Origin of the sequence: Tolumonas osonensis, from assembly GCF_014202415.1 — a bacterium.
Classification (GTDB): domain Bacteria; phylum Pseudomonadota; class Gammaproteobacteria; order Enterobacterales; family Aeromonadaceae; genus Tolumonas; species Tolumonas osonensis.
In genome coordinates, this window is sequence record NZ_JACHGR010000002.1 from 197,532 (window position 1) to 223,377 (window position 25,846).

At 45.8% G+C, this 25,846-nt stretch carries 27 protein-coding genes and 2 tRNA genes; 9 read left to right on the forward strand and 20 right to left on the reverse strand.

Annotated features, from left to right (window positions below; genetic code table 11):
- Nucleotides 1-31: 31 nt before the first annotated feature.
- The 3 genes from cmk to HNR75_RS03370 are packed head-to-tail and all read right to left on the reverse strand — an operon-like array spanning nucleotide 32 to nucleotide 1,498.
- Complete coding sequence (gene cmk / locus HNR75_RS03360; protein WP_188025612.1) at nucleotides 32-724, reverse strand: (d)CMP kinase; 693 nt, start codon at nucleotides 722-724, stop codon at nucleotides 32-34.
- Nucleotides 725-765: 41 nt separating this feature from the next.
- Nucleotides 766-1,218, reverse strand: a complete 453-nt coding sequence (locus tag HNR75_RS03365; RefSeq protein ID WP_188025613.1) for a YcgN family cysteine cluster protein — start codon at nucleotides 1,216-1,218, stop codon at nucleotides 766-768.
- On the reverse strand, nucleotides 1,211-1,498 hold the full coding sequence (locus tag HNR75_RS03370; RefSeq protein ID WP_188025614.1) for a YcgL domain-containing protein: 288 nt from the start codon (nucleotides 1,496-1,498) through the stop codon (nucleotides 1,211-1,213). The genes HNR75_RS03365 and HNR75_RS03370 overlap by 8 nt, the downstream gene beginning before the upstream one ends.
- A gap of 100 nt (nucleotides 1,499-1,598) precedes the next feature.
- Between HNR75_RS03370 and minC the strand changes: the two genes are divergently transcribed.
- From minC to minE, 3 genes are read left to right on the forward strand one after another with little or no spacing between them, the layout of a single operon-like run.
- Nucleotides 1,599-2,357, forward strand: coding sequence for a septum site-determining protein MinC (gene minC / locus HNR75_RS03375; protein WP_188025615.1), 759 nt, complete (start codon nucleotides 1,599-1,601; stop codon nucleotides 2,355-2,357).
- Between the two features lie 21 nt (nucleotides 2,358-2,378).
- On the forward strand, nucleotides 2,379-3,191 hold the full coding sequence (gene minD / locus HNR75_RS03380; RefSeq protein WP_188025616.1) for a septum site-determining protein MinD: 813 nt from the start codon (nucleotides 2,379-2,381) through the stop codon (nucleotides 3,189-3,191).
- Between the two features lie 6 nt (nucleotides 3,192-3,197).
- Entirely contained in the window at nucleotides 3,198-3,494 is a 297-nt protein-coding gene (gene minE, locus HNR75_RS03385; protein ID WP_188025617.1) for a cell division topological specificity factor MinE, read from the forward strand.
- Nucleotides 3,495-3,563: 69 nt separating this feature from the next.
- Here minE and rnd read toward each other — a convergent pair whose 3' ends face one another.
- The 10 genes from rnd to fabB all read right to left on the reverse strand — a co-directional run bounded on the left by rnd (nucleotide 3,564) and on the right by fabB (nucleotide 15,115).
- Entirely contained in the window at nucleotides 3,564-4,661 is a 1,098-nt protein-coding gene (gene rnd, locus HNR75_RS03390) for a ribonuclease D (RefSeq protein WP_188025618.1), read from the reverse strand.
- Nucleotides 4,662-4,679: 18 nt separating this feature from the next.
- Nucleotides 4,680-5,438, reverse strand: a complete 759-nt coding sequence (locus HNR75_RS03395) for a Nif3-like dinuclear metal center hexameric protein (RefSeq protein ID WP_188025619.1) — start codon at nucleotides 5,436-5,438, stop codon at nucleotides 4,680-4,682.
- 11 nt (nucleotides 5,439-5,449) lie between these two features.
- Nucleotides 5,450-6,421: an SPOR domain-containing protein gene (locus HNR75_RS03400; protein WP_188025620.1), complete on the reverse strand. Its 972-nt coding sequence runs from the start codon at nucleotides 6,419-6,421 to the stop codon at nucleotides 5,450-5,452.
- 33 nt (nucleotides 6,422-6,454) lie between these two features.
- Entirely contained in the window at nucleotides 6,455-7,711 is a 1,257-nt protein-coding gene (gene folC / locus HNR75_RS03405) for a bifunctional tetrahydrofolate synthase/dihydrofolate synthase (RefSeq protein WP_188025621.1), read from the reverse strand.
- Nucleotides 7,708-8,574: an acetyl-CoA carboxylase, carboxyltransferase subunit beta gene (gene accD / locus HNR75_RS03410; RefSeq protein WP_188025622.1), complete on the reverse strand. Its 867-nt coding sequence runs from the start codon at nucleotides 8,572-8,574 to the stop codon at nucleotides 7,708-7,710. The genes folC and accD overlap by 4 nt, the downstream gene beginning before the upstream one ends.
- A gap of 120 nt (nucleotides 8,575-8,694) precedes the next feature.
- Nucleotides 8,695-9,480, reverse strand: coding sequence for a tRNA pseudouridine(38-40) synthase TruA (gene truA / locus HNR75_RS03415; RefSeq protein ID WP_188025623.1), 786 nt, complete (start codon nucleotides 9,478-9,480; stop codon nucleotides 8,695-8,697).
- A gap of 88 nt (nucleotides 9,481-9,568) precedes the next feature.
- Nucleotides 9,569-11,590, reverse strand: a complete 2,022-nt coding sequence (locus HNR75_RS03420) for a motility hub landmark protein FimV (RefSeq protein WP_343043242.1) — start codon at nucleotides 11,588-11,590, stop codon at nucleotides 9,569-9,571.
- A 130-nt stretch (nucleotides 11,591-11,720) separates the two neighbouring features.
- Complete coding sequence (locus HNR75_RS03425; RefSeq protein WP_188025625.1) at nucleotides 11,721-12,683, reverse strand: Asd/ArgC dimerization domain-containing protein; 963 nt, start codon at nucleotides 12,681-12,683, stop codon at nucleotides 11,721-11,723.
- A gap of 22 nt (nucleotides 12,684-12,705) precedes the next feature.
- Nucleotides 12,706-13,827 carry a 4-phosphoerythronate dehydrogenase gene (locus HNR75_RS03430; RefSeq protein WP_188025626.1) on the reverse strand — a complete coding sequence of 374 codons (1,122 nt, stop codon included), beginning with the start codon at nucleotides 13,825-13,827 and terminating at the stop codon, nucleotides 12,706-12,708.
- A gap of 73 nt (nucleotides 13,828-13,900) precedes the next feature.
- A complete protein-coding gene (gene fabB / locus HNR75_RS03435) occupies nucleotides 13,901-15,115 on the reverse strand; it encodes a beta-ketoacyl-ACP synthase I (protein WP_188025627.1) in 1,215 nt (404 codons plus the stop codon).
- Nucleotides 15,116-15,234: 119 nt separating this feature from the next.
- Between fabB and mnmC the strand changes: the two genes are divergently transcribed.
- Complete coding sequence (mnmC, locus tag HNR75_RS03440) at nucleotides 15,235-17,145, forward strand: bifunctional tRNA (5-methylaminomethyl-2-thiouridine)(34)-methyltransferase MnmC2/FAD-dependent 5-carboxymethylaminomethyl-2-thiouridine(34) oxidoreductase MnmC1 (RefSeq protein WP_188025628.1); 1,911 nt, start codon at nucleotides 15,235-15,237, stop codon at nucleotides 17,143-17,145.
- Between the two features lie 124 nt (nucleotides 17,146-17,269).
- The gene (gene corA, locus HNR75_RS03445) at nucleotides 17,270-18,217 is read left to right on the forward strand and encodes a magnesium/cobalt transporter CorA (RefSeq protein ID WP_188025629.1); all 948 of its coding nucleotides are present in this window, start codon (nucleotides 17,270-17,272) and stop codon (nucleotides 18,215-18,217) included.
- Nucleotides 18,218-18,281: 64 nt separating this feature from the next.
- Here the strand turns inward: corA and HNR75_RS03450 are convergent, their stop codons facing one another.
- Nucleotides 18,282-18,521: a DUF2789 domain-containing protein gene (locus HNR75_RS03450; RefSeq protein ID WP_188025630.1), complete on the reverse strand. Its 240-nt coding sequence runs from the start codon at nucleotides 18,519-18,521 to the stop codon at nucleotides 18,282-18,284.
- A gap of 96 nt (nucleotides 18,522-18,617) precedes the next feature.
- Between HNR75_RS03450 and fumC the strand changes: the two genes are divergently transcribed.
- Entirely contained in the window at nucleotides 18,618-20,033 is a 1,416-nt protein-coding gene (gene fumC / locus HNR75_RS03455) for a class II fumarate hydratase (protein ID WP_188025631.1), read from the forward strand.
- Nucleotides 20,034-20,072: 39 nt separating this feature from the next.
- On the opposite strand, the gene hisP is transcribed toward fumC, so the two are convergent.
- The 5 genes from hisP to HNR75_RS03480 form a co-directional block, all read right to left on the reverse strand.
- Nucleotides 20,073-20,846: a histidine ABC transporter ATP-binding protein HisP gene (hisP, locus tag HNR75_RS03460; protein WP_188025632.1), complete on the reverse strand. Its 774-nt coding sequence runs from the start codon at nucleotides 20,844-20,846 to the stop codon at nucleotides 20,073-20,075.
- A gap of 150 nt (nucleotides 20,847-20,996) precedes the next feature.
- On the reverse strand, nucleotides 20,997-21,713 hold the full coding sequence (locus HNR75_RS03465; RefSeq protein ID WP_188025633.1) for an ABC transporter permease: 717 nt from the start codon (nucleotides 21,711-21,713) through the stop codon (nucleotides 20,997-20,999).
- A complete protein-coding gene (locus tag HNR75_RS03470) occupies nucleotides 21,710-22,396 on the reverse strand; it encodes an ABC transporter permease (protein ID WP_188025634.1) in 687 nt (228 codons plus the stop codon). The genes HNR75_RS03465 and HNR75_RS03470 overlap by 4 nt, the downstream gene beginning before the upstream one ends.
- A 91-nt stretch (nucleotides 22,397-22,487) precedes the next feature.
- On the reverse strand, nucleotides 22,488-23,267 hold the full coding sequence (locus HNR75_RS03475; protein WP_188025635.1) for an ABC transporter substrate-binding protein: 780 nt from the start codon (nucleotides 23,265-23,267) through the stop codon (nucleotides 22,488-22,490).
- Between the two features lie 227 nt (nucleotides 23,268-23,494).
- On the reverse strand, nucleotides 23,495-24,046 hold the full coding sequence (locus HNR75_RS03480; protein ID WP_188025636.1) for an NUDIX domain-containing protein: 552 nt from the start codon (nucleotides 24,044-24,046) through the stop codon (nucleotides 23,495-23,497).
- A gap of 75 nt (nucleotides 24,047-24,121) precedes the next feature.
- Here HNR75_RS03480 and HNR75_RS03485 point away from each other — a divergent pair, with 75 nt between their 5' ends.
- The 3 genes from HNR75_RS03485 to HNR75_RS03495 all read left to right on the forward strand — a co-directional run bounded on the left by HNR75_RS03485 (nucleotide 24,122) and on the right by HNR75_RS03495 (nucleotide 24,618).
- Nucleotides 24,122-24,313: an alternative ribosome-rescue factor A gene (locus HNR75_RS03485; RefSeq protein WP_188025637.1), complete on the forward strand. Its 192-nt coding sequence runs from the start codon at nucleotides 24,122-24,124 to the stop codon at nucleotides 24,311-24,313.
- 123 nt (nucleotides 24,314-24,436) lie between these two features.
- Nucleotides 24,437-24,513, forward strand: a tRNA-Val gene (locus tag HNR75_RS03490).
- Nucleotides 24,514-24,541: 28 nt separating this feature from the next.
- Nucleotides 24,542-24,618: transfer RNA gene (locus tag HNR75_RS03495), tRNA-Val, on the forward strand.
- A gap of 35 nt (nucleotides 24,619-24,653) precedes the next feature.
- On the opposite strand, the gene HNR75_RS03500 is transcribed toward HNR75_RS03495, so the two are convergent.
- A complete protein-coding gene (locus tag HNR75_RS03500) occupies nucleotides 24,654-25,592 on the reverse strand; it encodes a universal stress protein (protein ID WP_188025638.1) in 939 nt (312 codons plus the stop codon).
- Between the last annotated feature and the right edge of the window lie 254 nt (nucleotides 25,593-25,846).

The window sequence follows — 25,846 nt, forward strand, 5'->3', positions numbered from 1 at the left end:
CCCTATCCTTGGTCTGACCGATTCAGGCTGATTACTCAGCCCGAATAATCCGTTGATTTACAAGCGCCAACACCTGATTGAAAACGGCATCAATTGACATGCTGGTTGAATCTATAACGATAGCATCATCCGCAGGTTTTAACGGCGCAACAGGGCGGTTCCGATCCCGGAAATCACGTTCCTGAATTTCTTGTAAAAGATTATCAAAATTAACATTTATTCCTTTTTGCTGCAACTGCAATTGTCTGCGCTTTGCTCGCTCTTCGGCGCTTGCATCAAGGAATATTTTCAGTGACGCGGAAGGAAAAACGACCGTTCCCATATCCCTGCCGTCTGCAATTAATCCTGGTGATTGGGCAAAATTCTGTTGCCGGACCAGTAACGCGGCTCTGACTTCAGGATAAGCGGCCACTTTACTGGCAAGATTACCTGTTTGTTCAGTTCTGATTTCGTCAGTCACATTAACGCCATCAAGCACAATCAGAACCTGATTATTCTCAATCGGGAAAGAAACATTCAAGTTGCTGGCGAGTTCCGTCAACCGTGCGATATCATCAAGTTCAACACTTTGTTTCATTGCGGCAACGGCCAGTACCCGGTAAATGGCACCGGAATCAAGCAGGTGCCAGCCCAGCCGGGTAGCCAACAACATGCACAGAGTACCTTTTCCTGCGCCACCCGGACCATCAATGGTTACAACCGGGAAAAGAATATGATTAGTCATTGTTATTATCCTGAATTTAAAGAATTAGAAGCCAATAAAGATCAGAGTTTCCAGACAACGATATGCTCTTCCCACTCCCCCCGGTTGCGCTCATGAACAACCTTGCCTTTTACTGACTTGCCATACCGGTACATCTTTCTTTTATCCCCTGTCAGCAGAGGGTGCCAAAATGGTAATGGTTTTTTTTCTGCTACCCGCCGGTATGCGCAGGTAGATGGTAACCATGGCAATGTTCTGGCGAGATGCGCATCCAGCTTAATGCAATCTGGTTCAAACTTATGGCGATTCAGGTAGTTAGAGCAACTACAACTTTCCAGATCAAGTAGATTACAGGCGACATTGGTATAGACCAGCTCATCTGTGTCTTCGTCTATCAGTTTTGTCAGGCAACAATGTCCGCAACCGTCACAAAGCATCTCCCACTCTTCATCTGTCAGCTCTTCGAGCTCTTTATGTTCCCAGTAGCGGCTTTTGATCAGTTCTTCTTTATTCATGAACATCTTCCCGGGATAAGGAGGCAAGATGTTGTACCAGCAAATTATCTTCTTCCTGCTTAATCCATAACCAATAGCGGTTGGTTGTTAATTCCTGCAGAAGTTTTTCTTTGGAGACCCCGGCGATTTTGCCCAGCTTATCTTCCGGCAATACCATCGTCAGTTCCGGTTTGCCGAAAATCTTCAACAATTCATCAGGAATGACTGAAAAATCATCTTTTTTAGCCAAAAAAAGATAGGTATTGGGTCGCTTTCTACTCCGATAAACAGCACAGATCATGATTCTGATTAATTTCCCTGGGGTTTGTTGCTATGAATTGTCCGGAAATATAACATGTGATGCCATTAATACTCATTGTATTGTTGTATGGAGTGGACGAATGTCCGAACGCAGTTACGAGTTGAAAGGAAGTGTTTTTACAATGACCGTATTGCATCTTGAGGATGCAGTACCTGCACAGATCCAACAGCTTCTTGAACAAAAAGCAAGCCAGGCTCCAAAATTCTTTGATTCTGCGCCTCTGGTTATCAATGTTGAACTGCTTGATGAAGTACCTGATTTTTCTCAAATCATGTCTGCGATTCTGAGCGCTAATTTTATTCCTGTCGGTGTGACCGGCGTTAAAAGTAACGAAATGCGCGAAGCGGCAAAGCAGGCCGGACTGGCAATCCTGACTGCAGGAAAGGAAACAAGTTCTGATTCTGTTGCTTTACACACCCCGAAAGAAACCATTTATAAGACACCATCAGAATTAAGAGAAGAACAGCAGGCATCACGGAGCAATATAGCAAGCGAAGCCGAAAGTTTAGTTCCGACCCGGGTTGTGCAAGGTAATGTGCGCTCTGGACAGCAAATTTACTCTCCTGGCCCTGTCGTTATTCTGGGTTCTGTGAGTAACGGCGCTGAAATTATTTCCAATGATAGTATTCATGTATATGGTACGTTAAGAGGCCGAGCGCTTGCCGGAGCAAGAGGCAATCAAGATGCACAGATTTTCTGTGGCCACCTTGAAGCCGAATTAATTTCAATAGCAGGACACTATCTGCTGAGTGATAGCCTCCCCGAACAACATATTGGCCGGGAAGTCCAGATCCGTCTGGAAAATGAAAAGATTATTTTTGACAAATTAACTAGCTAACGGTTTACAAGGGTAATATTCATGGCACGAATTATTGTCGTTACATCCGGTAAGGGTGGTGTTGGTAAGACCACAAGTAGTGCTGCTATCAGTACCGGTCTGGCACAACGGGGAAAGAAAACCGTTGTCATTGATTTCGATATCGGACTACGAAATCTGGACCTGATCATGGGCTGTGAACGCCGGGTCGTTTATGACTTTGTCAATGTCATAAATGGCGAAGCCACACTGAATCAGGCTCTGATAAAAGACAAACGCGTCGAAAACCTTTTTATTCTTCCTGCGTCACAGACTCGTGATAAAGACGCCTTAACCAAAGAAGGTGTTGAGAAGATCATTAATAAACTGCAGGAGATGGATTTTGACTATATTATCTGTGATTCTCCTGCCGGTATTGAAACCGGTGCATTAATGGCTTTGTATTTTGCTGATGAAGCAATTGTAACCACTAACCCGGAAGTTTCTTCTGTTCGCGATTCTGACCGTATTCTTGGAATTCTGGCATCAAAATCACGTCGGGCAGAGCAAAGCCTTGAACCTGTAAAAGAACATCTGTTACTGACTCGCTATGCTCCTGGACGAGTAAACAGAGGCGATATGCTGAGCGTAGAAGATGTTCAGGAAATACTGGCAATTCCATTAGTGGGCGTGATTCCTGAATCACAGGCTGTTTTACGTGCATCAAACTCAGGTGAGCCGGTAATATTGGATCAGAACTCAGATGCCGGCCAGGCATATCTTGATACTGTTGCCCGTTTACTGGGAGAGAAACGTGATTTTCGTTTCTTGCAGGAAGAGAAAAAAGGCTTTTTTAACCGCCTGTTCGGAGGATAACACCTGATGTCATTGCTTGATTTTTTTCTGAAATCCAGAAAAGAGAACACGGCGAAACTGGCTAAAGAACGGTTGCAGATTATTGTTGCGCATGAAAGAACCAGCCGCAGTGGTCCTGACTATTTACCCCAGTTAAAACAGGATATTCTGGACGTGATCAGAAAATATGTGCAGATTGATCCTGAACAGGTATCTGTGCAACTGGACAAAAAAGGCGAGCAACTTTCTGTTCTTGAGCTGAATATTATGCTGTCCGATGAAAAACAGCAGAATGCTGAAAACAGCGAAGAAACAAAAAGCTAAAAAACTTTCAGTAGCGTACTACCCCGATATTGGTTTTTATCAATTATCGGGGTGGTACATTCCTTGTTATTACAAGGCCAGTAACGAATTCCGCCAACCTGACATTAGCTTGGGTTTTTCTGCATCAGTGTTCTTCCCTTCGTACAACCAAAGCAGATATTGGTTGATTAACTTTCTCGAACCCAATAATTCAGCAGGCAAATGATTAGCTTTTGCCGCAGTATCAACCCGTTGCTTTATTTGCTTAAAATCATGTTTGTAGTGTGGGAAATCGATCATGCGTTTCAGTCTTTCCGGCTGTGATTCTGCAGGACAGCTCATTCCCTTCTGAATACATTCCAGAATTGCAGTCGCATAACGATTTTTTTGTTGTGGCGCAATTTCGGTTTGCCCAAGTTCCCGCGGAGTTTGGGGCCGTTTCCGGCTTAACTCAATCAGAACTTCTTCCCTCAGAACAAAGTTTTGCGGTCTATCTTCCGAGATTGCCGTCTGGTAACGCCATTTAGCCAGTTCACGCAATACCGCGAGCTCTGACGGATATAATTGCCAGGCGCCGCTGATTTCACGAAATAAATCATCAGAGATGATCGTCTGTTGTTTGGCATCCAGTAATGAAACCATCTCTTCATTAAACCATGCTGTTTTTCCTGTTCTGTCAAGATCCTGACTCAGATGTTCATATAAGGATTCAAGGTAAGAAACATCTTTGGCCGCATAAAACTTTTGCGCGTCCGTCAGTGGTCTGGCCAGCCAGTCCGTCAAGGTTTGATCCTTGGCTACGGGAACAGAACAGACCTGTTCGACCAGGCCCGCATACCCTAAGGATGCGCCATAACCAAGAAATGCCGCTGCGACTTGTGTATCGAATATTCTGCCAGGCAATTTTTTCGTACAAACCTGCAAGACATCCAGGTCTTCTTTGCATGAATGAAAAACAAAAAGTTTGTTATCAGAAAAAATTGCATCCCATAACAACTGGGTTGAGCTAATAGCCAAGGGGTCGATAAGATAATCAACAGAATTAATATGGATCTGCAATAACCCTAGTTTAGGAAAATACGTTGAAACACGAATAAATTCGGTATCCAGCAGCAAGATTGGGGTGGAACTGATTTCAGCCAGCAATGGCTGTAATAAAATATCTGAATCTATATAGCTATATGACATGTTAGTCCGACTATCCGGTTATGCAGGATTATCAATATCGATAAAATGCACTTCCAGTTCACTGAATTGTTGCTGTAACCACTCCCCTAATGCCTTAATGCCATAACGCTCGGTGGCGTGATGACCTGCGGCATAGAAAACCACATCGTTTTCCCGGGCAGTATGGATCGTATGCTCTGAAACTTCGCCACTGATATATGCATCAACACCATAGTCTATGGCTTGCTGAATATAGTTTTGCGCACCGCCGCTACACCAGGCTATATGACTAAGCTTATTTTCCGGATGATGGCTGATTAATGGTTCTCTTTTCAAAGCAGAGGTGATATAGCCTGTCATCTGCAATGCAGACATTGACTCCGGCAAATATCCATGGAAAACAAGACATTGAGGATCTTCAGGGTTGATTGGTTCTATACCAATTAAACCTAATTTTTCTCCTAATTTCGCGTTATTACCCAAGTGGATATGTGCATCGAGCGGAAGATGATACGCCAGAAGGTTAATTTCATTTCTGATTAAACTACGGATCCGCTGCCCTTTCATACCTCTTATTGCCTGGGGTTCACCTGGCCAGAAGTAACCGTGATGAACCAGTAACGCATCCGCCTGAAGCCGGATAGCTTCATCAACTAATGCCTGAGATGCCGTTACCCCGGTAATAATTTTTTTGATTTCCCTTTTTCCCTCGACCTGCAACCCATTAGGCGCATAGTCTTTGAATAGAGAAACTGCCAGTAAACTATTGAGGTATGATTCCAGATCCGTATTTTTCATATTCGGCTTACTCAATTGATCGATGAATATGAAATAATTCTGGCTGACGTGCCGCCAACGCGGTTAATGCCACTCAGCATTGATTGTAATTTATCCTTTGACACGTCAGGACCAACGACAACACGAGTTAACTGCCCGGAACGCTGGGCTGACGCGCTATAACCTGCGCTACGTAATTTTGCGGCCAACGCTTTGGCATTCTCCGCATTAGAGAAAACACCAACCTGAATCATCCAGGAACCACCCGCAGCCGGTTTTGATGCAGGCTTATAAGTTGTTGTCGCTGATACCGATGAACCTGATTTCAGAGCCGCTCTTTCAGCTTCAACCTGTGCCGGTGTTTTTATTGTGATACCACTTTCATCACGTCTTACAGTGGTTTGTACGTCAGTAACTGGTTTTTCTGTCATTGTGACAGTATCCGATTTTGACAAGGCCAACTGCTCAGCTTTTCTTTTTGCTTCCAGGGCAGCAGCTTTAGCTTTGGCAGCTGCGAGCAGTTCTTGTTTCCGGAGTTCTTCTTGTTCGCGCGCCTTCTTCCTGGCAACGTCGGTCATGCTATCTTGCGGTTCATTATTAACAGCAACCACTTCTTTATCACTTACTGCACCGTTTTCCGTGATAGTCACCGGAGCAGCAACTTCTTCAATTTGCCAGTTTTCCTTATTGGCAACAACCGCAGATGATGCAGCCGAAACGGGTGCATTATTAGCAGCAACAGAGACGGTGTCGGATACAACAACAGGATTACCACTGACGGTTCCTGATGATGCTGGAGTAGCGGTTGCGACACTTGAACTGGTAGTTGTATTTTGAGTGCCTGTTGCAACACCCGCTAACGATTGTTCTGGCCGTAAAGGAATGCTGCCAGTTGGCGCTGAAATATCATTTTTCTTGCCCATTAATAAATCAGGAAGAAAAACAACTCCTAAAGACACTAATATAACGGTACCGATCAACCGGTTCTGAAATTGCGTAGCCAAGATAGTTAACCTCTGAATTATCTCTGCTTAAATTTAATGTTGTACCGTGCCGGCCAGGACATCCGCAACAGTGAAAAACGAACCAAACACAATAATGAGATCATGCGCAGTCGCTTCAGTCAGCGCGGCCTTATAGGCATCAGTAACATTTACATGACATGTATAAATACTTTTTGATGGCAGAACAGCAGCCAAGTCTTTCGCCATGGCGGCTCTTGCCCCGGATAAATCAGCCAGGTACCAGATATCAACATAAGGAACAACATGCTGAAGCGTATGTTCTATATCTTTATCTTTAAGCATACCCACGACTGCCAGAATTCTATCCGCTTTTTGCTTATTCAACTGCTCAGCCAGGTAACGTGCTGCATGAGGATTATGAGCAACATCAATAATTACCGTCGGATTGTGCTGTAATGTCTGAAAACGCCCCGTAAGTTGCACCTGACTTAATCCATTACAGATCGCATCTTGTGATATGGATAAAGGTACATGTTCTAATGTGGCCAACACAGTTGCTGCATTTTGTAATGGTAACACCGGGACAGGCAAATCCTTCAGTTGCCAATGCTGCCCCTGAAATGCCCATTTATCACCCGTCACCTGATAATCAAATTGTTCCCCGACCGCATACAACCTGGCATTTATCTGTTCAACTGCGGTATATAATGTTTGCGGAGGATTAGGTTCTCCACAGATTGCCGGTTTTCCGGAGCGGTAAATTCCGGCTTTTTCTACTGCAATTGCCTCTTTGGTGTCGCCAAGCCAGTCACAATGATCTAGGTCAATGCTGGTAATAACGGATATATCAGCATCGATAATATTTGTCGCATCGAGCCTGCCACCCAGCCCTACTTCCAGGATAATGACATCGGGCTGATATTTTTTAAATACAGCAAAAGCGGCCAGTGTTCCGAATTCAAAAAACGTCAGGCTGATTTCAGCCCTTTTTTGCTCAATCTCGCCGAACGCCGAACACAGGTCTTCATCGCTGATTTCACAACCATTAATTTTTACCCGTTCGTTATAACGTAACAAATGCGGAGAGGCATAGACTCCTGTCGAATAGCCGGCAGCCTGTAATATACTGGCCAGCATTGCACAGGTAGATCCTTTACCATTGGTACCACCTACAGTGATAACAATGCCTGGTAACCGGGTTAAATCCATTCTTTCTGCAACCGTTCTGACACGTTGCAAACCCAGTTCAATCTGCTGAGGATGTATCTGCTCTAAATAAGAAAGCCAGTCGGATAAAGACTGGCTTTGGGTCATGACTGGTAATGTCATGCGTGATGTTCCTCAATAACACTCAGATTCATGTATTTACCCAGAATCGAGGCTAATTTATCGCGCATATCACGACGATCGATAATCATATCGATGGCGCCTTTTTCCAGCAGGAATTCTGACCGTTGGAATCCTTCAGGTAATTTCTCACGTACAGTCTGCTCGATAACACGAGGACCCGCGAAGCCAATCAATGCCTTAGGTTCACCAACGTTGATATCGCCGAGCATCGCAAAACTGGCTGAAACACCACCCATAGTCGGATCGGTCAGGACAGAGATATAAGGCAAACCTTCTTCACTCAAGTGCTCAAGCGCAGCACTGGTTTTAGCCATTTGCATCAGGGAGAACAGGGCTTCCTGCATACGGGCACCACCAGATGCAGAGAAACAGATCAAACCACGGCGCTCTTTAATACATTCTTCAACAGCACGTACAAAACGGGCACCGACAACGGAACCCATTGAGCCCCCCATGAATGCGAATTCGAATGCACAAGCTACAACAGGAACACCTTTTACGGTTCCCTTCATGACTACCAACGCATCTTTCTCATTGGTGTCTTTCTGGGCTGACGTCAGGCGATCTTTGTATTTTTTAGAATCTTTAAATTTCAGAATATCCTGAGGTTCAAGTTCAGCGCCCAATTCACTGCGGTTATTGGCATCAAGGAAACGCTCTAAACGCGCTCTGGCGCCAATACGCATGTGATGACCACATTTTGGACAAACAGATAAACTGCGTTCTACTTCGGCTTTATATAATACCTGCTCACACCCATCGCATTTCGTCCAGATACCTTCAGGTATGTTATGACGACGAGTGTTATCGCTTTTTGGAAGAATCTTTTCAAGCCAGCTCATGGGATTCCTTACTTTAGTCTTAACCCGATCAAAACCTACTGATTAATCTCGTTTTGATCGATAGATATCAACCGTGCATTAAAGCACAAAAGTCACAGTTTGTTTACTTATCGTTATAATTTATGTGTTAAACCATAACGGGCCTAATGGTGGTTTTGGTAATCCATAATTCAGTGGGTATGTGACATCGACCAGATATAAACCCTCGGCCTTTGCTGTGGCGCCGGATATCGTTCTGTCTTTTGCCTCTAATACCTCGCTAATCCATTCAACTGGTTTTTCACTGGTACCTACGAGCAATAATGAACCCGTAATGTTTCTGACCATGTGATGCAGAAATGCATTCGCCTGAATATCAAGAATGACATAACTTCCGGCCCGATGCACAGACAGGGACATAATATTCCGGAACGGTGTATTTGATTGGCATTGGGCCGCACGAAATGATGTGAAGTCCCGTTCACCTAACAGAAACTGACCAGCTTCATTCATTTTATCTGCATCCAGTGGATGGTAATAATGACTGACGCCTTTTGCCAGAATTCCCGGACGAAGAGGCTCATTATAGATGATGTAGCGATAACGACGCGCAGTTGCTGAAAAGCGCGCATGAAAAGTATCGTCCACCACATGTGCCCAGCGCACGGCGATATCATCTGGTAACTGTGCATTTATACCCAGCGTCCAGGCAGACATTTGCCGGGTAGCCGTTGTGTCAAAATGGATGACCTGCCCTGTTGCATTGACTCCTGCATCAGTCCGTCCTGCACACTGTATTTCCACGGGATGGTTAGCAACTCGTGATAATGCAGTTTCCAGTTCCTGCTGGATACTGTTTACTTCCCGTTGTCTTTGCCAACCGTAATAGTTAGCACCGAAATATTCTATTCCTAGCGCAATACGCATATCTGTCTCCGGACTGAATCGCGCGGGATTATACGTCAGCAGAAGATAAAAAAAAGTGGTGATCTCTGTCACCACTTTTTACATCCGTCTATACCATTCGTGAAAGTAACCTTTCCGCCTCTTTTATTTGCTCGTCACTTCCTGCCGCTTTGACTTCCAGTAATAGCGTTTTCGCACTGGCTTTATCATCTATCTCCAGATAGGCCCGAGCCAGATCCAGTTTGGCCCCGACACCGCCGTCATCGTCGATATCAATTCCATCATGCTTTGGCAGCATGTCCGGAAATGAATCCAGCCCCACATCCAGGTTAGGCTGCATCATATCAGGATTCACTGATGCCCCTAATTCCTGTTGCTCCGCCCGGGATAACAATTCTTCAATAGTAAGATACTCTTCAGATGATCTATCTTTTAACGGTTCAGGCTCAAACTGCTGTAACCAGGATCTGCCGGAATCATTATGAACCTCTTTCAGATTAACACCCGGTGCAATAGTCGCCGTTAAAACGGTCGGATTGCCATCGTCGATCGAAAGTTCCCAGCCTTCCGGTTCTGAAACAACCTGATCTGACATTTGCAGACCAGGCTCAGCCATAATTTTATTCAGGTTCAACCGGGAGGCTAATACAGCATCATTGACTTCGGCTTCGGTCACAATTTCTGTTGCAGGCACAACATCCGCAACCACATTAACCTCTGGCGCAGGAATAAAGTCTCTTGCTTCAGGTTCTAACTCTGTTTCAAGCTCTGGCTCTGGCTCTGGCTCTGGCTCTGGCTCTGGCTCTGCAGTAAAGGCTAAAACAGGAACCGGCGTCTCTGTGGTCTCATTTACAGGAATATGTTCGTCTATTGCCGTAAACAGCGGTTCGGTTTTATCAACTTCAACTTTTTCCACAACAGGAACGATATTGGCAATATTCAGTTCTTCCGGATGGTCAGTGACAGGAATTGTTGCCACATCCGGCATTACCTGAGTTTCAGACACGACTTCTTCCTGATTACGAACCACAGGCTCATGCTTTGTCCGGTTCCGTAGCCAGATGCTCAGTACAACTAAAAATGCCAGCACAGGCAGAGACATTAAAAATTGCACATGTAATGGCAAAGCCAAAACATCGTGCCATAAACCTGATCCGGCAGTAGCCGAGGCCTGAGGCGCAGATTCGGTTTTCTTTTCCTGAACGAGCCTAATGGATTGCTCCTGTTCATTTAATCGTTTCTGCAGCTCTTTTTGCGCTTTTTCCTGTTCTTGAACACTGCTCCGCAGCGTACTGATTTCTGTATTCAGGCGGTCAATCTGTTCTTTCAGTTCTTTATTTTCAGTCTGGTATTTCAGACCGTCTTCTGTTTGTGGCCTGGTTGTAGATTCAGCTGCGGATACAGGGGTTGTGGCTCTTGCTTCAGATACAGTTCCATTCACCAGCTCGGACACCTTGCTATCAACCAGTGGTTGCTCGGCAGAGGTGACTGCCGTAATCGTGGTTTGTGCAGGTGCAGGTGCAGGTGCAGGTGCAGGTGCAGGTAAAATTGTAGCCGGAGCAGAAGATGTTGCTACTTCATTTGTTGTCAGTGCAGCTCCTGCAGGCTTAGCATTTCTAACTTGTGGTTTTGTTGACTGTTTTGATGAAACACTGATGCCTGTCTTAATTTCATCCAGCGAAGGTAGCGTCAGGTAAGAGCCTGCCAATAAAGAGTCTAATTGCCCCCCCGCATAAGCCCCCCGGTTCTTCCGGTATAAAATACGCATTATCTGACGGGTGGTGATACCCTGCCCCGGATACAATTTTCTGATCTTGTTGGCAATAGACCAGGATGTATCCGTTTTTGTCACCGGACCATATATTTTATTATCCGCGGTAATAACCGAGTTATCTATGCGCTCAGGAATATATGGGCGGGCTACACGTTCTCCGGGAGCCTGTTGTATTACCGATGACGAAACGGGCGCCACTGATGGTTGCTGCTGAATGCCGTTTTCAGATGCCTGTATTCCGGTATCTGCCGCTATAGCCGGTGACGAACATAACGCTGCTACTATTATTGCTTGCGCCAACCGAGATAGCTCAAATCTCATATGTAATGTCCTTTTTATTTTTATCCCGCCTTTCACACCCAATTACAGGCAATCCGGGTAGCGTCCGCTTAAATTATGATTGTGCAATCATAGAGACAAACTAATTGATTTAACAAGCTTTATGATAATGGCGGCTATAGTATGCCGCCATTATCACATTCACCTTTTAATGCATTACGGGGTTCACTAACTGTTCAGCCAACGAAACGGCATTCCGGATGCGGCCTGAGCGCAAGAGATCGGTAACTATGTACAAACGGAATGTCTGAATCTCGGCCTGTTCATCTGATATGAATTGCAGATAAATTTTGCTCTGATTGGAACCATGCGTCACCGGTGTCAGCAGTTCATCCGATAATTCGATATCGTTCAGGGATACTAACATCTTGGTTATTACCTCTTTCGGTAAGGCATCTTCCAGAACAATATCGGCTATTACCGTCGTGCCGTAAAAAACCGGAGCCTGCAACAAGGTTACCGTTGTATTGATTTTTTCTTCGGGGAACAATTGCTGTAATTCCGGAGCTAAACAGGATTTATGCTGCTCTGGCACAATGTTGAATGCCAACTGCGCCGGGAATACTGTATTTTCCAGTGGACGACCATTCATCAGATGCGCTATTTCTCTGGCCAACGCTTCCGTTCCCTTTTTGCCATAAGCAGAAACAGGCTTCAGTGCGACAACATTTAACTGCGAGATAGCCGTTTCTTCAAAGAAAGGCTGGATGATCTGCGCCATCAGTACAGTTAAATCGCTTGGTGATACATAAACCGCAGATTCCAACTCTTCTTTTTTCGCAAACAGGCTCAGTCCATACGATGAGGCTTTAAATGCGGCAGAACGTAGATCAATAATCTTGCATCCGCTATGTAATGCACGATCAAAAGCCGCGGCATATTCATCTGAATTGCCAACCAGAAAAACCAGTTCAGCCTGCGACCAGTCAAAACTTTCAAGATCCTGAACGTAAACGGTCTGATTATTAAACCGGACTGATTCCTGATCTTCCGCATCCTGCGCTGTCAGCAAAAATAATTTCCCGACAGAGAGTTCTCTTTCCTGCAGTAATTCAAGCAGGTTTTCGCTGATTAATTCTTCACTGCCAGCAACAGCAATATTCATTGGCATTGTGTCTTTCTCCTGAAGATGTTTAATTATCTGAAACGGAAAAACCGAGTTTCATAAGCACGCTATGATTCAATTCGGTTGAAACAGAAACAGAGCTCCATTCACGCCGTTCGGGGTATCTCTTACGCATTTCATCAAACTGGCCCGGTAATCCAATCCGGTGCCGGAATCGGGCGTCATCACGCCGGACGTCATAGACCAGATGGATGAGTTTTTTCAGTACAGCTTCTTCCAGGCTGGCAGTTAATGTCAGTCTGTTGATGTCCGCCACAGGTAAAAGCTGTGACAGTTGTTTCGTTACCGTGTATCCAAATTGCTGGCAAAATGCTTCATACAGCATGTAAGTCCCACGATACTTTCCTTCCAGACTGTATCCTGCAATATGGGGAGTTGCGATATCGGTGTAAGGAACCAGCTCCTGCTGAATATCCGGCTCGTTTTCCCAAACATCCATGACAAGCCGCAATGGTTCTGCCGATTGCTGCCGCAGCAGCATGGCCTGGTTATCCCAGACTTCGCCTCGGGAGGCATTCAGCAATATCTGTTCTGAACGCAGAGACTGGATACGTTTCTTATCCAGCAAATGATAGGTGGCGTGTTCTCCATCCCGGGATAACGGCACATGGAAACTGATTAAATCACATTCCAGCGCTTCATCATAAGAGACAAAAGACCGGGGATCGCCTTCCTGTTCCTTGGGTGGATCACAGAGTTTTACAGTGATTCCGAATTCAGCGGCCTTTTCAGCAACGGAAGAACCCGTATTACCTGCACCAATGATCCCTAATGATAATCCTGCCAGCGATAACTGGTATTTCTCAGCCATAACCAGTAATGCGCTGATAATATACTCACCGACGGAGATCTTGTTGCAGCCCGGTGCGCTGGCAAAACGGATCCCTTTTCCCGCCAGATAATTTTTATCTATGTGATCCGTGCCGATCGTGGCAGTACCCACGAATTTCAATTTTTCAGCCTTGGCTAACAACCCGGCATTAACTTTGGTAACAGAACGAACCAGCAGAATATCTGCATCAGCCAACTGCTCCGCGGTCATTGTTCTACCCGGTAACGGCACAATCTCACCGAATTCCGAAAACAGGGTTTCGGTCAGTGGCATATTTTCATCAACCACAATCTTCATATTTGTTGCCTGAACCTGAAAAAGAAAAAGGGGCTATACGCCCCTTATTATGCCATTCGGCTTGATGAAATCATTAGCCTTTGTATTTGCTGAATACCAGAGTGGCGTTAGTACCACCGAAACCAAAGCTGTTTGACATTACAGTGTTCAGCTCTGCATCCTGGCACTCGGTCACGATTGGCAGACCTTCTGCTTTCGGATCCAGATGTTCAATGTTGATGCTTGGTGCAATGAAATTGTTTTCCATCATCAACAGGCTGTAGATTGCCTCATGAACGCCTGCAGCACCCAGCGCATGACCGCTCATAGCTTTGGTTGCAGAGATTTTCGGCGCATTGTCACCAAATACAGTATGAATCGCTTCCAGTTCTTTCACGTCACCAACTGGTGTAGAAGTACCGTGGGTGTTCAGGTAATCGATTGGTGCTGCAACAGTAGACATTGCTTGTTGCATGCAACGAACAGCGCCTTCACCTGATGGTGCAACCATGTCATAACCATCTGAAGTCGCACCGTAACCGGTGATTTCAGCATAGATGTGAGCGCCACGAGCCAGCGCGTGTTCCAGTTCTTCAACAACGACAATACCGCCACCGCCAGAGATAACGAAACCATCACGGTCTGCATCGTAAGTACGGGATGCTTTTTCTGGTGTGTCGTTATATTTGCTGGACAGTGCGCCCATCGCATCAAACTGCAGTGCCAGAGTCCAATCCACCTCTTCACCACCACCGGCGAAAACGATGTCCTGTTTGCCTAACTGAATCTGTTCCAGCGCATGGCCGATACAATGTGAAGATGTAGCGCAGGCAGAACTGATGGAGTAGTTAATGCCTTTGATTTTGAATGGTGTCGCCAGACATGCCGAAGTCGTAGAAGACATGGTGCGTGGCACCATATACGGACCAACACGACGTACGCCTTTTTCACGTAATGTGTCACAAGCTTCGATCTGGTTTTTAGAAGACGCGCCACCTGAACCGGCAACCAGGCCAGTACGTGGATTAGAAACCATTTCTTCGGTCAGTTTGGCATCAGCAATCGCCTGTTGCATGGACAGATAAGCATAGGCTGCAGCATCACCCATGAAACGCAAAACTTTGCGATCGATCAGTTCAGCGACATCCAGCTTGATATTGCCCCAGACACGGCTACGCAGGTTGTGTTGTTCAAATTGCTCTGAATAAGAAATACCTGATTTGCCCGCTTTCAGCGAAGCCAGCACTTCAGCCGCGTTGTTGCCCAGACTAGAAACAATACCGATACCAGTGATAACAGCTCTTCTCATTAACTTAAGTTCCAATATGACTTATAAGACCTAGGTATAGTTTACCTGTTTTATCTCAACAACTGGTCTGCTTTCCCGTAAAATCCGCCGAACTTTTGTGAATTAGTCGAGGTTTTTTCATGCAGAACTCGTTGCAAAACGCCAAATTAAGCTGGAATGAGGCCGGAACCCCCGTTTCAGACTCTTTTGGGGATGTTTATTTTTCCAACGATAATGGTCTGCAGGAAACCCGCTATGTGTTCCTGAACCAGAATAAATTACCCGACCGCTGGTTAAATCATGACCGGGATTTATTCGTTATTGCAGAAACCGGCTTCGGTACCGGTCTTAATTTTCTGGCTACCTGGCAAGCATTCCGGCATTACAAAGAAAACGAGCCAGAAGGAAAAGTCTCTCGTCTGCATTTTATTAGTTTTGAAAAATTCCCGCTTACGCGGCAAGACCTGCAACAGGCATTAATGGCCTGGCCTGAATTAATGCCGTTAAGTGAGCAATTAATCACTGCCTACCCTGCCGCAGTTCCCGGCTGTCAGCGGTTACGTTTTGAGAATGGCGCTATTATCCTGGATCTCTGGCTGGGGGATGTGAACGATTTACTTCCTCAGGTTTATTCACCTGCTGGTGGACTGGTTGATGCCTGGTATCTTGATGGCTTCGCGCCCAGCAAAAATCCGGATATGTGGACAGAAAACCTGTTCACGAATTTATATCGGCTGATCCGGCCGGAAGGAACGCTGGCCACATTCACTGCTGCCGGATTTGTTCGCCGGGGATTAGCGGATGCCGAGTTTGAGATGGCAAAAATACCCGGATATGGCAAGAAACGTGAAATGCTGGCAGGCCGTAGTCAGAAAATGGCAACACCTGCTTATTCACCTGTCAGTTCAATAGCTATTGTCGGCGGCGGAATCGCCTCTGCCTATCTGAGTTATTTATTAACGCAGCGGGGATATCAGGTTGAATTATTCTGTGCCGATAATCATGTCGCTCAAGCCGCTTCGGGTAATCCGCAGGGAGCGATCTATCCGTTATTACATAAACCAACTGATTCACTCTCCCAGTTTTTTGCTGCCACCTTTCATTTTGGTCAGCAGTTAATTAATGAGGTGAATCAGCAAGCCCCGCTCACCTTCAGCCAATGCGGTGTATTACTGAAAGCAATTGATGAAAAATCTTCACGTAAAATCAGGGCATTGCTGGAAGCTGGTTTTCCAGAGGAATTGATACATGGTGTCGAAGATGATGCGCTATTCCCTCAGGGCGGCTGGGTTGTTCCCTCTGAACTGACAGAAGTGTTATTCCGGCTAGCAGCCGCTACCGGTTTGCTGAAGCAACATTTTAATTGCGAAATCACGGCCATTACAAAACAACAGGAACAGTGGTCACTGATTACAAAGTCCGGAGAAATCAGGTCCGCATCCCAGGTAGTCTTGGCGAATGGTGCTGATATTGGTAACTTCGAACAAACCTGCGGGTTACCTGTTACGCCGGTCAGAGGACAAATCTCGTTGCTCGATGCCACTGCGTATTCTGAAATAAGCTCCTATGTCGTATGCGGCGATGGCTACATTGTTCCAGCACGGAATGGTCAGCAAGTGATTGGCGCTACTTATGTGCGCCATGATAAAAACCGGGATGTTCGTGCCGCAGAACATCTGGAAAATAAAGCTAAAATGCAAAGAACGCTTTCGGCTGACATGTCTCAATGCTCCGTCATTGATGGACGGGCTGCTATCCGGGGTGTGACCCGGGATCATTTACCGCTGGCTGGTGGTTTACGTACGGAAAACGAACTTCAGGATACAGTGAATAATATGCCGGAATCGGGCTGGTTGCCGCATTCAGATTCCGGATTTTTTGTTCTCGCCGGGCTCGGTTCACGCGGTTTATGTTCAGCGCCTTTGGCTGCAGAATTAATTACAGCGTTATTACTGAAAGAACCTCTTCCCTGTTCCTTGACCATATTGCGGGATCTTGATCCACAGCGTCGCTGGTTAAAACCACAATGGCGGAAAAAACAAACTGGATAATAGCCTGAAATTATGGATGTAATTTCAGCAAACGGAGCTAAATGACCTGACTTTGTAATAAAGGGCAGGTATAGTGCCTCGCAGAAAACCAGACCCCAAATTAGTTCCTTTCGAGGGGGATCCCATGATTACTGCCTACATGATGCGTAATAAGGTTCTGGAGGTTGTTCAACTGACAACTCAGGACGTATTACCGGCAAACACTATCTGGCTGGATGCCTATAAGCCTGACGATGAAGAGCGTGAATGGCTGAGTAGTCTGTTTCTGGAAGAAGTTCCGGAAGAAGAAGAGCTGGATGAAATTGAGGCATCTGCGCGTTTCTACTGGGACACAGATGGTCTGCATATTTTATCTCTGTTCCCGCAACGGATCGGCGGGGAAACCCGCGGTGTAAACATGTCGTTTACCCTGCGCAATAATCTTCTGATCAGTTTCCGCGAAGAAGACATCGGTATTGTTCGTCTGCTACGCCATTACATGCGTCATGACCGTGTTGAAATCGAAGACGCAATGGATATTCTGCTTGAGCTGATGGATCTGAAAGTTGAGTATCTGTCCGATCTGATCGAGGACGGTTATACCACACTGGAAGAAACGTCCGAGCAGGTACTCAGTGACGAACAGATTTATGAAATGCTGAAAGAGCTGATGGCTCAGGAAGAAACAAACAGCCAGATCCGTCTTGCGCTTCACGATACCCGTCGCGCATTGCGTTTCCTGCGCCGTACTGTGCGCCAGCAATTGTTATCAGAACAGAAGAAAACCATCGACGAAGTGCTGCACGATATCGAATCGCTGTTGCCACATACTCAGTTCTTGTTCGATAAAATCAACTTCCAGCTGGAAGCAGCGATGGGCTTTACCAATCTGCAACAGAACAAGGTCATCAAGATCTTCTCGGTTGCCGCAGTGGTATTCCTGCCACCGACATTGATCGCCAGTATCTATGGTATGAACTTTAACATCATGCCTGAATTAACCTGGCAATATGGCTATCTCGTTTCTATCGGAATGATGCTGGCTTCGGCCTTCGGCACCTACTTCTTCTTCCGCAAGAAAGGCTGGCTGTAAAAGCAGAACACTAAGCTGTGGCACCGGATAATGCCGGTGTCACAGCTTTCCCTTCAGAACAGTATCACTTCGAAGATGCGGCCAGTAATGTGGCCAAGGTATCTACCGCTTCCGCCCATTCTGCATCATCAGTAAACGCCTGTTGTAGCATTTCAACCTGTGCCGCTGTCCAGAACGGCGCGTCGCCAATCGTCATTCCGGCAGAAAGCGGATGAGATTCAATAAATCTACAAATACTCTGCTCATCATTTGCCAGCCCCAGCTGGCTGAATAATGCCGCCAGATCATGTGTTCCAATGTCCATTTTAGGCAACCCCCGCAGATAGGAACTAATATCATTATAGAAGAGTTCTCCCCTCCCCGGAGATTCTCTGCCAAGTATTGCTATAGGAATATTGCTATGACCAGACTACGTTATGAAACTGATTCCATGGGAAGCATCCCGGTTCCGGCAGATAAATACTGGGGAGCGCAAACACAGCGTTCGATAGAGCATTTTCCGATTGGTGTTGATCGTTTCCGCTGGCAGCGACCGGTAATCCGAGCGTTGGGAATATTAAAACTGGCGGCAGCAAAAGCAAATGCTGAATTAGGCGCATTACCTAAAGCTATTACTGATCCTATAGAACAGGCAGCGCAGGAAGTGATCGACGGAAAACTGGATGATAATTTTCCGTTGGTCGTTTTTCAGACCGGATCTGGCACGCAATCAAACATGAACGCCAATGAAGTGATCGCAAACCGAGCCATCGAAATATGTGGTGGTGAAATTGGTAGTAAAGTGCCTATTCATCCGAATGATCATGTGAATTATGGTCAGTCATCAAATGATACGTTCCCCACTGCCATGCATATTGCAGTGGTTGAAGAACTGGAGCAGCAATTGATTCCGGTGATCGAGCACCTGAAACAGACATTCGTAACGAAAGCCGAGGCCTTTTCTCATATTGTCAAAACAGGCAGGACCCATCTTCAGGACGCTACCCCTATAACTCTCGGCCAAGAAATCAGTGCCTGGGTTGCACAACTGGAGTTTGCTCTGACAGGCATTCAGGCAAGTAAACCTGGATTACTGGAACTTGCCATCGGAGGAACAGCTGTAGGAACAGGACTGAACGCACATCCTCAGTTTGGTGACCTGACTGCCTCTTATATAGCCCGTATTACCGGTCATCCATTTCGCTCGGCAGAAAACAAGTTCTTTGCTCTTTCTGCACATGATGCACTCGTTCAGACTTCGGCTACCTTGCGCACACTGGCCGGCGCCCTGATGAAGATTGCCAATGATGTCCGCTGGTTATCCAGTGGTCCTCGCTGCGGTATTGGTGAATTGGTCATACCCGAAAATGAACCAGGTTCATCCATTATGCCGGGCAAGGTTAATCCTACCCAAAGCGAAGCCCTGACTATGGTATGTGTGCAGGTATTTGGTAATGATGCCACAGTGGCTTTTGCTGGCAGTCAGGGAAACTTTCAATTGAATGTTTACAAACCGGTCATGCTACATAATGTACTCGAAAGTATTCATTTGTTAACAGACGCTTGCCGGGCGTTTGATATGCATTGTGCTCGTGGCATTGAACCCAACCTATCCCGGATCGAGAAAAATCTGGCTGATAACCTGATGCTGGTAACGGCCCTGAATAAACATATCGGGTACGACAAAGCAGCGGCTATTGCCAAAACAGCACACAATGAAGGATTGAGATTACGGGATGCCGCTATTGCTTCCGGATACCTTACAGCAGAAGAGTTTGATAGCTGGATTTCACCAAGAGGGATGGCTGAACCACATAAACACAAACAGGAAGAATAGTTCCCCGGAGATATTTCTCCGGGGAATCAAAATAGTGGATTACTTCAGCGAACCGGACAGAAACTGTTTCAGACGTTCACTTTTCGGATTGGCGAGCACGTCATCCGGGTGACCTTCTTCTTCAATTTTGCCCTGGTGCAGGAAAATGACATGGTTGGATACGTTGCGCGCGAATCCCATTTCGTGAGTGACCACGACCATGGTTTTCCCTTCTTCCGCCAGCTTCTGCATGATTTTCAGCACTTCGCCGACAAGCTCCGGATCCAGTGCCGATGTTGGTTCATCGAATAACAAGACCTCCGGTTCCATAGCAAGCGCCCGGGCAATCGAAACACGCTGCTGCTGTCCGCCGGACAAGTGAGCCGGGTATTTGGCTCTGGCTCTTTCATCAATACCGACTTTTTCCAGATACTGGATTGCTTTGGCTTTCGCCTCTTCTTTATCCATACCTAATACTTTGATCGGCGCAGCCATGACATTTTCCAGTACCGTCATGTGACTCCACAGATTGAAGTGCTGGAACACCATCGTCAGCTTGGTGCGAAGTAGCTGCAACTCTTTCTGGTCGGTGACTTTTAATTGTCCGTCCGTATCCATCGTCATATGGATTTCTTTACCATTAACAAAGATGGAACCGGCGCTCGGTTTTTCCAGGAAATTCAGGCAACGTAAAAAAGTACTTTTGCCAGAACCGGATGATCCAATGATACTGATCACATCACCGGCTTTTGCGCATAAAGAAACACCTTTAATAACTTCATGCTGGCCATATTTTTTATGCAGATCTTTTACAGCCAATTTGTAATTGTGCATGTCATAACCTTTCTAAAATAAATCTTTACCCTTCGTACTTGAAGCAGCAACATCGTTGACGGCGTTCACTCACCCCAATCACATAGCATATCTATGCTCATGGGGATTCGAACACTTGTCGCCTTGCTGCAACTCCAATTACTTTGGGTATTAATGCGCAGATTGCGGTTTCAAATGTTTCAGCCAGCGTTTTTCAGCCAGACGGAATAAGCCGACCAGCAAAAAAGAGATAATCAGATAGATCGCAGCCGCAAGACCAAATGCATGGAATGACTTATATGTCGCTGCATTGACATCACGCGCAATTTTCAGAATATCTGGCACCGTCGCTGTGAATGCCAGCGAGGTGGCGTGCAGCATCAGAATGACTTCATTGCTGTAGGCCGGCAGAGCACGGCGCAAAGCTGAAGGAATAATGATGCTGCGATACAACGTAAAGCCGGAAAAGCCATACGCGCGGGCAGCCTCAATTTCACCATGCGGTATCGCCCTGATGGCGCCAGCCAGCATTTCTGTCGTATAGGCACAAGTATTTAACGCCAGTGCCAGCACGGTACAGTTAAATCCGCTACGGAAGAATAAATTCAGAAAATCGACTTCACGCACCACGCTTAATGTATAGACACCGGAATAGAACACCAGTAACTGCACATACAGCGGAGTACCACGGAAGATATAGGTATAGAGCCATACCGGCATCCAGAGCGCTTTTTTCTTCGAGACGCGGGCAATAGACATTGGCAGTGCCAGCATAAAACCGAACGCCAGCGAGAGCACAAGCAGCCACATCGTGACCGCCACACCGGTGAAGCGGTAGCCATCACTCCACAGAAAAGCCTTTCCGTATTGCATCAGGATATCAATCATAGTTCAGCACTCCGGACACCCATTGAATAGCGACGTTCCAGCCAAAGCAGAACCAGATTCGACACCGTTGTAAAAATCAGATAGACCACAGCCGCCACGATGGTGAAATAGAAAAACTGATATGTTCCCTTTCCGGCATTCTGCGTTGCTTTTACAACATCAGACAGACCGATGATCGAGACCAGGGCTGTCGCTTTTAACGTGACCTGCCAGTTGTTGGTTATTCCGGGTAATGCAAAGCGCATCAACTGAGGGAACAGGATGTAACGGAATGTCTGCCAGGGGGAAAATCCATAGGCGACACCGGCTTCAAGCTGTCCTTTGGGGACCATCAGATACGCGCCACGGAACGTCTCGGTGAAATAGGCACCATAAATAAAACCAATAGTGAGCACCCCTGCCGTGAAGGGATCGATATTGATTTGGGCAATTCCCACTGATTCAGTCACAGTATTGACGGCAATCTGCAGACCATAAAATATCAGCAGCATCAAAACCAGATCAGGCACACCGCGGATCAACGTGGTATAAGTGCCCGCCACTAATTTCGCCAATTTACTCTGCGATGACTTTGCGGCTGCGCCTATTAATCCCAGCAGAAAAGAGAGGACAACTGAAAGCAGCGCCTGCTCTATCGTCACCAGCGCTCCGTCTAAAATGACAGAGCCGTACCCATACAGCATACCGATATACCTGATTTTATTTTGATACTGAAAAACAACGAGGCTCCTCATCTGAAGAGCCTCGCCATCAAATTACAGTCAACGGGAAGTGTTATTCACCGTAGATGTTGAATTTGAAATATTTTTTAGCCAGCGTGTCGTAAGTGCCATCCTTACGCATTTCTGCCAGTGTCTTGTTCAGCGCATCTTTCAGAGCCGTGTCTTCTTTACGAACACCGATACCCGCGCCAACACCGAAGTATTTTTCATCGTTGATTTCGGTACCCGCATATTCGAACTGCTCACCCTGTGGTTTGTTCAGGAAGCTTTCACCGGCAGTTACAGCATCCTGGAATGCCGCATCAACACGACCAGATACCAGATCCGCATATACCAGGTCCTGATTCTGGTAAGGCACCAGTTCTACGCCTTTACTCTGCCAGTTATCTTTCGCATAGGTTTCAGCGGTTGTACCCTGCATGACACCAACGCGTTTGCCTTGCAGTGCTTCAACAGTTGGCTGAATACCAGAACCTTTGGCTGCAACCAGACGAGCCGGTGTGCCATACAGTTTATTGGTGAAATTAATTTCCTGCTGACGTTGTTCGGTAATGGACATTGCAGAAAGAATGGCATCGATTTTCTTCGCTTTCAGCGCTGGGATCAGACCATCAAAATCGCTTTCAACCCACTCGCATTTGGCTTTCAGACGTTTACACATCTCATTACCCAAATCGATATCAAAACCGGTCAGTGAACCATCCGCTGCTTTCACTTCAAACGGCGCATACCCTGGTTCCACACCAAAACGGATTTCTTTAATTTCAGCGGCATTTGCATTCACAGCAAACGCGATAGCAGCAAGCTGCATTATTCTGCGAAAGTTTTTCATCTTTATTCCCATTCTTAATAATCAATCCCGGAATGCACGCATCATCAGCCCTGAACGTGCCACACAAAAATCTTATCAAAAGAACGACAGAAACAAAATATTCTGCATCTTTTTTATTTTACAGAATATTATATATTTATTCACTATCACTGCTTAAAACTGCATTAGCCGATAAATAGCTCATTAACTATGCATTCCAATCAGCAGAATCATCTACTAATTAGCAGTTACAATCCATATTGATTCCGGTTCGCTGCAATAAAAAGCAACGCCATTATAGTGAGATTATCTGAGATTACCCCCTGATTAATCATTGCCAGCAGATCATCAAAAGTATGCAGTTCGACCTGAATATCTTCTGTATCTTCAAGTTCCTGCTGACCCGCTTTCAGATTACGGGCAATAAACAGTGCTCCGCACTCATTGGTGACCGAGTTAGAAAGATAGAAATTCGTCAGTAATGGCTGAATGTCATCGGAGGTATAACCTGTTTCTTCCTGCAACTCCCTCGCCGCGGTCTGTAACCAGTCTTCTCCCTCCGGCGCCCCACCCTCCGGAATTTCCAACGAGCTGAGATTACCAATCGCATAGCGGGTTTGCCTCACCATCACTATCCGGCCGTCATCCAGAACCGGGACAACTCCTACTGCCCTGTTTTTGAACTCTACAACACCATATTGTGCCGGTGATCCCTTCGGGCTCAGCACCTCATCATGACGCACCTTGATCCATGGCGTTTCAAATACCACTTTTGACGTTAATGTCTTCCAGATACTCATAAATTTTCTGTCATCTCTTCTTGTCTGCCTTCGTGCAGACGTTCATAATTTGCGCAAATTCACCAGGAGGTCACGATGAAAACGAAAACATCCCTTACCGGATATCAGCATCAGCGCGGCGCTATCGCCGATAATCATTTGCAGGCATTAGTTACGGATAAATTATTCCGCAGCCGTGTGGAACAGAATATTAAAGGAAAAGGCAGCTATCGTCGCCATGCGAAACACCGCCGGCAGGACGAGTCCGGTTTAAAAATTGCTGCCTAGTTGTTTTTAAACCGAATTTGTCTTTGCTCACTAAAAGAACAAACGAAACATGATGTGCTGTTTTGCTCTTGCCTGAATGAAATCATCCCGTTATTATGCCCGCACATCGAAGCGATGTGTTGTGCGTCCTTAGCTCAGCTGGTTAGAGCACCACCTTGACATGGTGGGGGTCGGTGGTTCGAGTCCACTAGGACGCACCATTCTTCGATAGCAAAAAATTTCTCAAGTGCGTCCTTAGCTCAGCTGGTTAGAGCACCACCTTGACATGGTGGGGGTCGGTGGTTCGAGTCCACTAGGACGCACCATTTCTCAGTGAATCAATCTGTTATCTCTCTTTTGTTCAATACGCCTTTATCGGTGTCATAAACCCGTTCGGTTTAATCGCAATCAATGAGCAGTTTAAGTTTTGTAGTACATTCTCTGCTGTATTACCGATTACAAAACCAGGAATGCCACTTCGACCAACAGTTCCCATCACCAATATATCAATGTCGTTCTCAGTGATGAATTGAGGAATGACTTCATCCGGACTCCCCCGAACATGGGCGACATCATAATTCTCAGTGAGCGCTGATTCCTGGATTAGTTTATTTAATGCATCATAATGATGTTGGCTTGTTGCATTAACAAACTTGGCGAGATCTTCCGCGTCTACTCTGACGCTCATATTCTTCGACAAATATTCTTCAAATATATAATCCCAGCAAGATATTATTTTAAGTTTTTCATTATATGTGTTGGCAAGTGACCTTGAAATTTCGAGTAAATGTAGCGTTAGAGAATGGCCTTCCGCAGTCGGACTTAATGGGTCAATTGCAACTGCGATATTCTTTTCATGATCCTGTTTATGTGTTGCCTTTGATATCCACGCTGGGCAAGGGCATTTACGCAAAATGTCCATATCGATTGCTTTGAAACCACGTTCATCATCAATTTTTTCTGCATCTTTAATCAATAAGTCATAGCCATTTTTGATGATATGACGAATAACGAATATCGAAGGGATACTGCTATATTCAATCTTGAAGCTCAGAGCAAAATCGGACTCATTCAGAGTGCTTTCACTGCGGATAGCCTTGAGATCATGCTTAAATTTGTCAGCCACGGAAAACTCAAAAACAGGCTTATATTCAGACAATTCTTTGGGGAATTCAGGGCAAACAACCAACACATCAAGTTTTGCCTGGTTCTGATGAGCTAAGCGGACAGCATGTTTTAAGGAGTTTTTTACCTCTAACATGCCATTGCTAACTAATAGAATTTTCTTGAAATTAAGCATGATTTTTTCCTCGGTCAACTCATAAACACAAGCCCTTTTGAGTACTTACCGTGCTTGTCCTGATCCAATGTTACGAATTTGATGTGTAGGTAACAATTGGAGATATCAATATAAATGTATACCAAAATACATGGGGATGTATGGCGCCCGACAAAAAAAGCACGCAGGCTCGTTCATCGAGTCAATGATAAGGACAGAGGCTGGGATCAGGAGTAGTGATGAAGGCACAAAACCTTATCACACCTTACAAATAC

Excerpts from the sequence above, each read along its gene's own strand:
- minE (WP_188025617.1), top strand. The coding sequence starts at position 3,198 with ATGTCATTGCTTGATTTTTTTCTGAAATCCAGAAAAGAGAACACGGCG.
- HNR75_RS03450 (WP_188025630.1), bottom strand. The coding sequence starts at position 18,521 with ATGGACATTGGAACACATGATCTGGCGGCATTATTCAGCCAGCTGGGG.
- HNR75_RS03370 (WP_188025614.1), bottom strand. The coding sequence starts at position 1,498 with ATGATCTGTGCTGTTTATCGGAGTAGAAAGCGACCCAATACCTATCTT.
- HNR75_RS03485 (WP_188025637.1), top strand. The coding sequence starts at position 24,122 with ATGAAAACGAAAACATCCCTTACCGGATATCAGCATCAGCGCGGCGCT.
- hisP (WP_188025632.1), bottom strand. The coding sequence starts at position 20,846 with ATGCACAATTACAAATTGGCTGTAAAAGATCTGCATAAAAAATATGGC.
- fumC (WP_188025631.1), top strand. The coding sequence starts at position 18,618 with ATGACCAGACTACGTTATGAAACTGATTCCATGGGAAGCATCCCGGTT.
- fabB (WP_188025627.1), bottom strand. The coding sequence starts at position 15,115 with ATGAGAAGAGCTGTTATCACTGGTATCGGTATTGTTTCTAGTCTGGGC.
- HNR75_RS03425 (WP_188025625.1), bottom strand. The coding sequence starts at position 12,683 with ATGCCAATGAATATTGCTGTTGCTGGCAGTGAAGAATTAATCAGCGAA.
- accD (WP_188025622.1), bottom strand. The coding sequence starts at position 8,574 with ATGAGCTGGCTTGAAAAGATTCTTCCAAAAAGCGATAACACTCGTCGT.
- mnmC (WP_188025628.1), top strand. The coding sequence starts at position 15,235 with ATGCAGAACTCGTTGCAAAACGCCAAATTAAGCTGGAATGAGGCCGGA.
- HNR75_RS03480 (WP_188025636.1), bottom strand. The coding sequence starts at position 24,046 with ATGAGTATCTGGAAGACATTAACGTCAAAAGTGGTATTTGAAACGCCA.
- cmk (WP_188025612.1), bottom strand. The coding sequence starts at position 724 with ATGACTAATCATATTCTTTTCCCGGTTGTAACCATTGATGGTCCGGGT.
- HNR75_RS03365 (WP_188025613.1), bottom strand. The coding sequence starts at position 1,218 with ATGAATAAAGAAGAACTGATCAAAAGCCGCTACTGGGAACATAAAGAG.
- HNR75_RS03475 (WP_188025635.1), bottom strand. The coding sequence starts at position 23,267 with ATGAAAAACTTTCGCAGAATAATGCAGCTTGCTGCTATCGCGTTTGCT.
- minD (WP_188025616.1), top strand. The coding sequence starts at position 2,379 with ATGGCACGAATTATTGTCGTTACATCCGGTAAGGGTGGTGTTGGTAAG.
- truA (WP_188025623.1), bottom strand. The coding sequence starts at position 9,480 with ATGCGTATTGCGCTAGGAATAGAATATTTCGGTGCTAACTATTACGGT.
- HNR75_RS03470 (WP_188025634.1), bottom strand. The coding sequence starts at position 22,396 with ATGCTGTATGGGTACGGCTCTGTCATTTTAGACGGAGCGCTGGTGACG.
- HNR75_RS03395 (WP_188025619.1), bottom strand. The coding sequence starts at position 5,438 with ATGAAAAATACGGATCTGGAATCATACCTCAATAGTTTACTGGCAGTT.
- folC (WP_188025621.1), bottom strand. The coding sequence starts at position 7,711 with ATGACATTACCAGTCATGACCCAAAGCCAGTCTTTATCCGACTGGCTT.
- minC (WP_188025615.1), top strand. The coding sequence starts at position 1,599 with ATGTCCGAACGCAGTTACGAGTTGAAAGGAAGTGTTTTTACAATGACC.
- HNR75_RS03500 (WP_188025638.1), bottom strand. The coding sequence starts at position 25,592 with ATGCTTAATTTCAAGAAAATTCTATTAGTTAGCAATGGCATGTTAGAG.
- rnd (WP_188025618.1), bottom strand. The coding sequence starts at position 4,661 with ATGTCATATAGCTATATAGATTCAGATATTTTATTACAGCCATTGCTG.
- HNR75_RS03430 (WP_188025626.1), bottom strand. The coding sequence starts at position 13,827 with ATGAAGATTGTGGTTGATGAAAATATGCCACTGACCGAAACCCTGTTT.
- corA (WP_188025629.1), top strand. The coding sequence starts at position 17,270 with ATGATTACTGCCTACATGATGCGTAATAAGGTTCTGGAGGTTGTTCAA.
- HNR75_RS03465 (WP_188025633.1), bottom strand. The coding sequence starts at position 21,713 with ATGATTGATATCCTGATGCAATACGGAAAGGCTTTTCTGTGGAGTGAT.